This is a genomic window from Paracoccus sediminis, from assembly GCF_900188295.1.
Lineage (GTDB): Bacteria > Pseudomonadota > Alphaproteobacteria > Rhodobacterales > Rhodobacteraceae > Paracoccus > Paracoccus sediminis.
Map to the genome: position 1 here is coordinate 19,637 of NZ_FZNM01000020.1, position 9,416 is coordinate 29,052.

A 9,416-nucleotide genomic window follows, 5' to 3' on the forward strand; every position below is an offset into this window, starting at 1 on the left:
CGATCAACACTCGTTGATAGTTCTGTGCTAACTTCCGCCGGTAAATTGGAGACGCGACATGGTCCTTACTCCCAAATCAGATGGCTCGGGTGCAACCGGCGATGAAAGCCTTGGCATCGAGGCTTTTCAGGCCGTTGACCGCATACGAGAGGCGCTCTCGGGACAGCTCAGCGGCGGGGTCTCGCCCGGCTCGCTGATGATGGCCCATGTCGACTGGGCCTTTCACCTGGCGCAGGCACCGGGCAAGCAGATGGAACTGGGCGTCAAGGCGGGCCGCAAATGGCAGCGTCTCATGGCGCATCTGATGGCCTCGGCGATGGATCCGCAGGCCGCGCCGGTCATCACGCCCTTGCCGGGCGACCGCCGTTTCGCCGGTGAAGCCTGGGCGAAACCGCCCTTCAGCTGGATGTCGCAGGCTTTCCTGCTGCAGCAGCAATGGCTGCATAACGTCACCCATGAGGTTCCAGGCGTGACGAAGCACCACGAGGATGTGGTGTCTTTTGCCGCGAAACAGATCCTTGATGTCTGTGCGCCTTCGAACAACCCTTTTACCAATCCCGAGGTTGTGGCACGGACCTGGGCTACCGGAGGCATGAACCTTGTGAAGGGCTGGCAGAACTGGCTGCAGGACGTCGTCCGCCAGATCCGGCAGGAGCCGCCAGAGGGTGTCGAGGCCTTTACACCGGGTCGCGATGTGGCGGTGACGCCGGGCAAGGTAATCTTCCGCAACCACCTGATCGAACTGATCCAGTATACGCCCACGACAGAAACCGTGCACCCCGAGCCGGTGCTGATCGTTCCGGCCTGGATCATGAAATACTATATCCTCGACCTCAGCCCGGAGAATTCACTGATCCGCTGGCTGGTGGCGCAGGGCCACACGGTTTTCGCCATTTCCTGGCGCAATCCGGGTGCAGAGGATCGTGATCTGACGCTGGAGGATTATCGCCGGCTGGGCGTGATGGCCGCGTTGGATGAGATCACCCGTCTAATGCCCGATCAGAAAATCCACGCCACCGGCTATTGTCTGGGTGGCACTTTGCTGTCGATCGCTGCGGCTGCCATGGCGGGGAAGGGGGACGCGCGTCTCGCCTCGCTGACGCTGCTTGCCGCGCAGGTCGATTTCGCCGAACCGGGCGAGCTCGCGTTGTTCATCGACCCAAGCCAGCTGCATCTTCTTGAAAGCATGATGTGGAACCGCGGCTATCTCTCTGCCGATCAGATGGCGGGGGCGTTTCAGCTTTTGCGCTCGAATGACCTCATCTGGTCCCGGATGGTGCGCGATTACATGATGGGCGAGCGGACGGCGATGAATGATCTCATGGCCTGGAATGCCGACAGCACCCGGATGCCCTATCGGATGCATGCCGAATATCTGCGCAGGCTTTATCTGAATAATGAGCTTTCTTCGGGACGCTTCACCGCCGGGGGCAAGACAGTTCTGTTGCAGAACATCCGGGTGCCGATCTTTGCCGTCGGGACCGAGCGCGATCATGTCGCACCCTGGAAGTCGGTCTACAAAATCCACCAGTTCACCGATTGCGAGGTGACTTTCGCGCTGACGTCGGGCGGGCATAATGCGGGGATCGTCTCTCCTCCCGGTCACCCGCGCCGCCGCTACCGGCTGGCGACCCGCGCCCATGACGACGCGCTTTTGCCGCCGGAGACCTGGGTCGAGGCCAATCCTGCAACCGAGGGTTCGTGGTGGACGCCCTGGCAGGCCTGGCTTGCCGCGCGTTCGGGTGCCCCCGCCGCGCCGCCCGCAATGGGCAACGCGCTGGCAGATGCGCCCGGCACATATGTTTTCCAGAGGTGACAAGATGACCGGCACTCTGACCAACTATCTGTTTCACCAGATGAAAATCGGCGACCGCGCCAGTCTTGTCCGCCACGTCGGCCCCAAGGATATTGAATTGTTCGCCGCTGTTTCCGGCGACGCCAACCCCGCGCATCTGGATGCCGGTTTCGCCGCCCATGGGCCGTTTGGCCATGTCGTGGTGCACGGCATGTGGACTGCGGCGCTGATTTCGGCGGTGCTGGGCACCCGCCTGCCGGGGCCGGGGACGATCTATCTCGACCAGCAGATCCGCTTTAACAAGCCGGTTTCGCCAGGCGATACCATCACCGCCGAAGTTGAAGTGGCCGAGCTGATCGAGGGCAAGAACCGTGTCCGCCTGACGACCACCGCCCGCAATCAGCGGGGCGAGGTGGTGCTTTCGGGCGAGGCGCTGGTGCTGGCCCCGGTCGAGCAGGTGACCTGGGTGCCGGGTGACCTTCCCGAGGCGGTGGTCTTGCCGAAGGGGCGCTGGCAGGGCTTTGTCGAAGAGGCCCGCGCATTGCCCCCGGTGCGGGCGGCGGTGGTGCATCCCTGTTCGAAATCCGCGATCCTTGGCGCGATCGAGGTGCGCGACGAAGGCCTGCTTGACCCGATCCTGATCGGTCCCGGCGCAAAGATTCGCGCGGCGGCCGCCGAGGCCGGGGTCTCGCTTGACGGCTTCCGGATCGAGGAGACAGAGCACAGCCATGCAGCGGCGGCGCGGGCGGTGGAACTGGCGGCCTGTGGCAACGTCCAGGTGCTGGTCAAGGGCAGCCTGCATTCCGATGAACTGCTTGCGGCGGTGGTTTCGAAAAGCGGCGGCCTGCGCACCGAACGCCGGATCAGCCATGTCTATGCGATGGATGTGCCCGCCTATCGCAAGCCGGTGATCGTCACCGATGCCGCGATCAATATCGCACCGACATTAGAGCATAAGCGCGACATCTGCCAGAATGCCGTCGATCTGATGCGGCTTCTGGGGCGCGATCAGCCGAAGGTCGCGGTGCTGGCGGCGGTCGAGACGGTGAACGCGACGATGCCCGCCACGCTGGATGCCGCCGCGCTGACGGTGATGGCGGCTCGAGGCCAGATCACGGGCGCGCTGGTTGACGGGCCGCTGGCCTTCGACAATGCGATCAGCCCCGAGGCGGTGGCGACGAAGGGCATCGTCTCGCAGGTGGCGGGCGAGGCCGATATTCTTCTGGTGCCGGATCTCGAGGCCGGGAACATGCTTGCCAAACAGCTGATCTATTTCGCGGGCGCCACGGCCGCGGGGCTGGTTCTGGGCGCACGGGTGCCAATCGTTCTGACAAGCCGGGCGGATCCTTTATCGGCCCGCATCGCCTCGGCTGCGCTGGCCAAGATGGTCGCGGTCCGCAAAGCGGAGGGGAAGGCGTGACCCGCGATCTGATCCTGACATTCAACACCGGATCCTCGACTATCAAGCTGGGGTTTTACGCACTGGAGGCCGCCGCGCCGCGCCCGCTGGCGTCGGGCGTGATCGATTTCCGCGATGAGCCTTTCGAAGTGCGCCTGACGCGCGAGGGCAAGACCTTTTCAGGCCCGATCACAGCGGATCCCGGCGATCTGACAGCCGTGCTGAACCAGGCTTTTGCCTGGCTGGCCGGGCATTTCAATCTTTCGCGCCTTGCGGTGATCGGCCATCGGGTTGTGCATGGCGGCGATGTCTTCACAGGACCAGCCCGGATCACCGATCAGGTGATCGCGCAGATCGACGCGCTGGCGCGGCTTGCGCCGCTGCATCAGCCGCAAAGCCTTGCGCTGATCCGGGCGATGCGGGGGCTTTACCCCGATGTGCCACAGACAGCCTCTTTCGACACGGCGTTTCATGCCACCAACCCGCCCCTGATCCGCCGCTTTGCCCTGCCGCGCGCGCTTTATGATCAGGGGATCAAGCGCTATGGCTTTCATGGTCTCTCCTACCGCTATATCGCCGGGCAACTGGGCGATCTGGCCACCGATGCAAAGGTGGTCGCCGCACATCTGGGCAGCGGCGCAAGCCTTTGTGCGATCCGGGGCGGCAAGAGCATCGACAGCTCGATGGGGTTTTCGACGCTGGACGGCATCCCGATGGCGACGCGTTCGGGTGCGCTGGACCCCGGCGTGATCCTGCATCTGATGGGCGAAATGGGGCAAAGCCTGAAACAGGTCGAGACCATGCTCTATCGTGAAAGCGGCCTTCTGGGCGTGTCGGGTTTCGAGGCTGACAGCCGCGAGCTGATGGCCAGCACGCGCCCAGAGGCTGCCGAGGCGATCGACCTCTTTTGCCTGCGCATCGCGGGCGAGGTGGCACGGTTGGCGACCAGCATGGGCGGGATCGATGCGCTGGTCTTCACGGCAGGAATCGGCGAGCATCAGCCCGGTATCCGCGCCCGTGTCGCCGCGCGGCTGGCCTGGCTTGGGGCAGAGCTTGACCCCGATGCCAATGAAGCAGGGTCGCGCAGGATCAGCACCGCCGCCAGCCGGGTGCAGCTTCTTGTCATTCCGACCGATGAGGAAAGCATCATCGCCCAGGAGGCCGTCAGCGAAGAGGCAGCGACATGATTGATCTGAAAGGCAAACGCGGCCTCGTGGTTGGCGTGGCGAATGAGGCCAGCATCGCCGCCGGTTGCGCCAGGGCCTTTCGCGCGGCGGGGGCAGAGCTGGCGCTGACCTTTCTTAATGAAAAGGCCCGGCCATGGGTCGAACCCGTGGCGCAGGAAGTGGGTGCGCCGCTGTTCCTTCCTTGCGATGTGCGTGAACCCGGCCAGTTGGAAGCCGTGTTTGACCGCATTACCGCTGAATGGGGGCGGCTTGATTTTCTGCTTCATGCCATCGCCTTCGCCCCGCGCGAGGATCTGCACACCAGCGTTGTCAACGCTTCGGCCGAAGGTTTTGCGGCGGCGATGGATATCTCTTGCCACTCCTTCCTGCGCATGGCGCGGCTGGCGCGGCCTTTGATGCAGGCGGGTGGTTCGCTGATCACGGTCAGCTTTTACGGCGCGGATCGGGTGGTCGAGAATTACAACCTCATGGGTCCGGTAAAGGCCGCGCTGGAGGCTTCGGTCCGCTATGCGGCGGCCGATCTGGCGGGCGAAGGGATTCGTGCCTTTTCGCTTTCAACCGGTCCGGTCAAGACCCGCGCCGCCTCGGGGATCGACCGGTTCGATGCGCTGATGGATAAGATTCGCGCCCGTACGCCTGCGGGAAAACTGGTAAGCATCGAAGAGATCGGTACGCTGGCGGCCTTTCTGGCAACCGAGGCCGCAAGTCCCATGAGCGGATCGGTGGTCTATGCCGATAACGGATTTCACACCACCGCCTGAGGCAGGCGCGGGGCCCCGCCCTTGACCGGAAGGCGGATCCGGGGCAAAGCGGAATCAACATCAGTTGACAGCATTCTGACAGGCGCCGCCGCGTGACCTTCTTTACGGTTCATCCCTTCCATTCCTTCAATCTTGCCGTGGTCTTGCTGATCGCGGGCAAGATCCTGACCCTGAACATTGATCTTCTGCGCCGCTATTCGATCCCCGAGCCGGTGGCGGGCGGCTTTCTCTGTATCGCGGTAACGGGGCTCCTCTGGGCGCTGTTCGATCTGAAGGTCTCATTCGAGGTGGGGATCCGTGATTTCCTGCTGCTGGTGTTCTTTGCCGGTATCGGGCTGAAATCCGATATCCGCACGCTGCTTGCGGGGGGCAGGCCGTTGGTGATCCTGTTGATCCTTGCGACCAGCTTCATCCTTTTGCAGAACTTCGCGGGGATGGGGCTGGCGAGGCTCTTTGGAATGGAGCCGAAGACCGGGCTGATGGTCGGCTCGGTTTCGCTGACCGGCGGCGTTGGCACCACGCTGGCCTGGGCACCGATATTCGCCGAAAAGCTGGGGATCACGAATGCGCTGGAACTGGGGGTCGCGGCCAATACTGTCGGGCTAATCGCGGCCTGTGTGATCGGCGGGCCGATTGCGGCGCTCCTGATCCGGCGGGGCGGGCTGAAGGCGGAAAACAAGCGCGATCTGGACATCGGCGTTCCGAATGAGGGGCGCGCGGTCCGGATGGATTACTTCTGCATCCTCTGGTCGATCCTGGCGCTGAATGTCACCGTGCTGATCGGGCTGGCGCTGCATGAGGCGATCACGGCGGCCGGCGTCACGCTTCCAGCCTTTGTCAGCTGCCTTGTCGCGGGGATCGTGCTGCGCAACCTTTTGCCGCTGGCCCCGAGGCGGTTAGTGCGGCGGATCTGGCCTGGGGTCGATGATGCGCTGGCGCTGATCTCGGATCTGTCACTCGGGCTTTTCCTGATCATGGCGCTGATGGGCCTGCAGGTCTGGGAGCTGAACGGCGTCCTTCTGTTCATTACCGCCGCCCTTGTGATGCAGATCCTGCTGACGGTCGGATTCACGATTTGGGTCGTGTTCCCCGCGATGGGGCGCGATTATGAGGCGGCGGTGATCTCGGCCGGGTTTGGCGGTATCACGCTCGGCTCAACCGCCACCGCCATCGCCAATATGACCGCCGTGGCGCAGCAACATGGCGCGGCGCACCGGGCCTTTGTGATCGTGCCGCTGGTCTGCGGCTTTTTCATCGATATCGTCAACGCGCTGATCATCTCGGCGCTGGTCGGCTAGGGTGTGTTGACGTTCACCGGAGTCGGATGACGGTTGCGGCGAGAGCAATGAAGGCGCTGAAACTTTCATCAGTCTTGCAGCAGCGCATGGCGATGCCTCTGTATTCCTTGAGCCTGCCGAAGAGGTTCTCGATCAGGTGCCGCCACTTGCAGGTTTCGCGGTCGAATTCGGCGGGGAAGCGGCGGTTGGACTTTGGCGGAATGACCGGCTCGATCCCTGCACCGGTTAGCGCCTCGCGCAGCCAATCGGCATCGAACGCCCGGTCGGCAAGAAGTTGGCCACACGTCAGGCCATCGATCAGCGCCCCTGTGCCGCGCAGATCATGGGCCTGTCCCGGCAGCAGCCGAAAGTCGGTCAGGTTGCCGACCGCATCGGCCAAAGCCATGATCTTGGTTGTTATCCCTCCGCGAGAGCGCCCGATGGCCTGGCTTTGCGTCCCCCTTTTGCGCCCTGTCCGTGGCGGTGAACCTTGACGATGCTGCCGTCGATCATGGCGTATCCAAAATCGGCATCTTCAGCCAGGGCTCGGAACATGCGGTAGAACGCATCGGCCTTTACCCATCGCCGGAACCGCTTGAACACTGAGTTCCACTTGCCGAAATCCGCCGGCAAGTCGCGCCATGGACAACCGGTCCGGACTATCCAGAGACCCGTTCTGCGGAGCCGCCTTTGTGTTCCGAGCGAAGCGGGCGGATCGGATCAAGCTCTTGATCTGGGATCAGACCGGGATAGTGCTGGTTCACAAGCGGCTCGAGGGCGGCAAGTTCGTCTGGCCACAGGTGCGCGACGGGGTCATGCGCCAGACGCTGATCAACGATGATCTCGACGCCTTCACCCGGATCCCGGCAATGTACGGCAATTCCATCGCGCAGCTGGAGTCGGACGTGGTCTGGGGCATCATTACCTCGAACCCGGCCATGGCCGACGGCAACGCGCTGTTCCACACCACGCACAAGAACCTCGCGGGCACCGGCGCGGCGCTGGCGGTCGATGCGGTGGGCGCGGCGCGGGCGGCGATGGCCAAGCAGACGGGCCTCGACAAGAAGACGGTGCTGAACGTCCGGCCCGCCTTCCTGATCGTGCCCGCCTCGTTGGAACTGAAGGCCGAGCAGCTGGTCGCGCAGAACCTCGTGCCCGCCGCGACGTCCAGCGTGGTGCCGCAGTCGATCCGCACACTGGCGCCGATCAGCGAGCCCCGGCTCGACGCGGCCAGCGAGACCGCCTGGTATCTCGCGGCCAGCCCGAACCAGATCGACACCATCGAGTACGCCTATCTCGAGGGTCAGCAGGGCGCCTACATCGAGACGCGCAACGGCTTCGACGTCGACGGCGTCGAGATCAAGTGCCGCCTCGACTTCGGCGCCAAGGCGATCGACTGGCGCGGTCTCTACAAGAACCCGGGCGCGTAACGCACCCATCCTGAACCCTGACACACGGGCGGTCCTGACGGGCCGCCCTTCGTCTTTCCACGAGGATCACGTCCATGAAAAACTTCGTCCAGCCCGGCAACACCATCACCCTGACCGCGCCCTATGCCGTCGCCTCCGGCGATGGTCTGCTCGTCGGCTCCATCTTCGGCATCGCCGCCGGAGCGGCCGCCCTCGGCGAGCCCGTCGAGACCTCGCTCGTCGGCGTGTTCGACATCACCAAGGTCGGCTCCCAGGCCTGGACCGTCGGCGCCAAGATCTATTGGGACGACACCAACAAGCGCTGCACCACGGTTGCCACCGACAACACCCTCATCGGCGTGGCCGTCGAGGCGGTGGCGAGCGGCGCGAGCGATACCATCGGCCGGGTACGGCTGAACGCGGCCTTCTGATGAGCGCCTTCGCCGCCGCCGTCGGTGCGCTCTTCGCCGATCCGAACATCGGCCGGGACGCGGTCTACATCGCCGACGGCGGCACGCCCGTCCTGGTGCGCGTCGTCGCCCGGCGTGCCGATGCGGTCACCGACTTCGGCGATGCGCGGCTCTGGTCCGAGACCACGCGGATCGACCTGCGCGTCGCCGAGGTGGCGAACCCGCGTCCCGGCGATAGGATCGAGATCGATGGGGACGCCTTCCTCATTCAGGGCGAGCCCGTCCGCGACCGCGAGCGGCTCGTCTGGACCGTGGATCTGAGGCCCGCGTGAAACTGAAGCTCGACATCGATCCCGACATCGTCGCGATGATGGCGGCTGAGGTCGCCGCGGGCGAACGCGCCGTGACCGCCGCCATGCGCGAGGCCGGGACCGGGCTGAAGTCGGCGTGGCGGTTGCAGATCACCGGCGCGGGGCTCGGCACACGGCTCGCCAATTCGATCCGGAGCCAGACCTTCCCGAGGTCGGGCGAGAGCCTGGACGCCGCAGCTCTGGTCTGGTCCAAGGCGCCGGTCATCGTCGGCGCGCATGACGCCGGGCCGCTGATCCGCTCGAAAAACGGGTTCTGGCTGGCGATCCCGCTGCCCGCCGCGGGCAAGTCCCTGCGCGGCGGCCGGATCACTCCTGGCGAGTGGGAACGGCGACGCGGGCTGCGGCTGCGCTTCGTCTATCGCCGCACCGGTCCGAGCCTGCTGGTGGCCGAGGGGCGGCTGAACACGAAGGGCCAGGCGGTGGTGTCGCGCTCGAAGACCGGACGCGGCAAGGTCACCGCGCCGATCTTCCTGCTGGTCCCGCAGGTGAAGCTGCCCAAGCGGCTGGATCTGGCGCGGGATGCGGAGAGAGCGGTGGACAGCGTGCCGGGGCTGATCGTGGCGAACTGGGTCGAGGGGCGGATCGGCTAATGGCAGGACCTCCGGCGGGCGGACAACGACCTGCATCGGCGCTACAGTAATTTGGCAGGATCGGGGGCACAGAAATGCTAAACGGCTTTGGCGCCGAACGGATCATGGCCATGAACGCTACATGTTGATTTCCACCCAGAAGTGACCCAGGCAGGCTCATAATTTCCATTGAGATTTGACCCATGTGACCCTTCCCCGACGCGGAGAGCGGAGGGGG

General features: G+C 64.5%; 11 protein-coding genes. 9 read left to right on the forward strand and 2 right to left on the reverse strand.

All coding sequences use genetic code 11. The annotated features are described in order from the left end of the window. Positions 1 to 58: 58 nt before the first annotated feature. From CHB77_RS17030 to gltS, 5 genes are all read left to right on the forward strand, one after another. Positions 59 to 1,816: a PHA/PHB synthase family protein gene (locus CHB77_RS17030; protein ID WP_089389381.1), complete on the forward strand. Its 1,758-nt coding sequence runs from the start codon at positions 59 to 61 to the stop codon at positions 1,814 to 1,816. A 4-nt stretch (positions 1,817 to 1,820) separates the two neighbouring features. Then, positions 1,821 to 3,215 (forward strand): bifunctional enoyl-CoA hydratase/phosphate acetyltransferase, encoded by a 1,395-nt coding sequence (locus tag CHB77_RS17035; protein WP_089389382.1) that lies wholly within the window; start codon positions 1,821 to 1,823, stop codon positions 3,213 to 3,215. Next, positions 3,212 to 4,381, forward strand: a complete 1,170-nt coding sequence (locus CHB77_RS17040) for an acetate/propionate family kinase (RefSeq protein ID WP_035745643.1) — start codon at positions 3,212 to 3,214, stop codon at positions 4,379 to 4,381. The genes CHB77_RS17035 and CHB77_RS17040 overlap by 4 nt, the downstream gene beginning before the upstream one ends. Beyond that, the gene (fabI, locus tag CHB77_RS17045) at positions 4,378 to 5,142 is read left to right on the forward strand and encodes an enoyl-ACP reductase FabI (protein WP_089389383.1); all 765 of its coding nucleotides are present in this window, start codon (positions 4,378 to 4,380) and stop codon (positions 5,140 to 5,142) included. Before CHB77_RS17040 ends, fabI begins: the two co-directional genes overlap by 4 nt. Positions 5,143 to 5,234: 92 nt before the next feature. Continuing rightward, entirely contained in the window at positions 5,235 to 6,440 is a 1,206-nt protein-coding gene (gene gltS, locus CHB77_RS17050) for a sodium/glutamate symporter (RefSeq protein ID WP_036707945.1), read from the forward strand. A gap of 13 nt (positions 6,441 to 6,453) precedes the next feature. On the opposite strand, the gene CHB77_RS17055 is transcribed toward gltS, so the two are convergent. Further along, entirely contained in the window at positions 6,454 to 6,939 is a 486-nt protein-coding gene (locus tag CHB77_RS17055) for an IS5 family transposase (RefSeq protein ID WP_131023395.1), read from the reverse strand. Then, entirely contained in the window at positions 6,837 to 7,052 is a 216-nt protein-coding gene (locus CHB77_RS18920) for a transposase (protein ID WP_165456312.1), read from the reverse strand. Before CHB77_RS18920 ends, CHB77_RS17055 begins: the two co-directional genes overlap by 103 nt. Positions 7,053 to 7,060: 8 nt before the next feature. On the opposite strand from CHB77_RS18920, the gene tnpB reads away from it, so the two are divergent. The 4 genes from tnpB (at position 7,061) to CHB77_RS17080 (ending at position 9,199) form a co-directional block, all read left to right on the forward strand. Next, complete coding sequence (tnpB, locus tag CHB77_RS17065; protein ID WP_081962565.1) at positions 7,061 to 7,849, forward strand: IS66 family insertion sequence element accessory protein TnpB; 789 nt, start codon at positions 7,061 to 7,063, stop codon at positions 7,847 to 7,849. Between the two features lie 74 nt (positions 7,850 to 7,923). After that, on the forward strand, positions 7,924 to 8,259 hold the full coding sequence (locus CHB77_RS17070) for a DUF2190 family protein (RefSeq protein WP_036707950.1): 336 nt from the start codon (positions 7,924 to 7,926) through the stop codon (positions 8,257 to 8,259). After that, positions 8,259 to 8,570, forward strand: coding sequence for a head-tail joining protein (locus tag CHB77_RS17075; protein ID WP_036707952.1), 312 nt, complete (start codon positions 8,259 to 8,261; stop codon positions 8,568 to 8,570). Before CHB77_RS17070 ends, CHB77_RS17075 begins: the two co-directional genes overlap by 1 nt. Beyond that, on the forward strand, positions 8,567 to 9,199 hold the full coding sequence (locus tag CHB77_RS17080; RefSeq protein ID WP_089389384.1) for a DUF6441 family protein: 633 nt from the start codon (positions 8,567 to 8,569) through the stop codon (positions 9,197 to 9,199). The genes CHB77_RS17075 and CHB77_RS17080 overlap by 4 nt, the downstream gene beginning before the upstream one ends. The last annotated feature ends 217 nt before the right edge of the window (positions 9,200 to 9,416 follow it).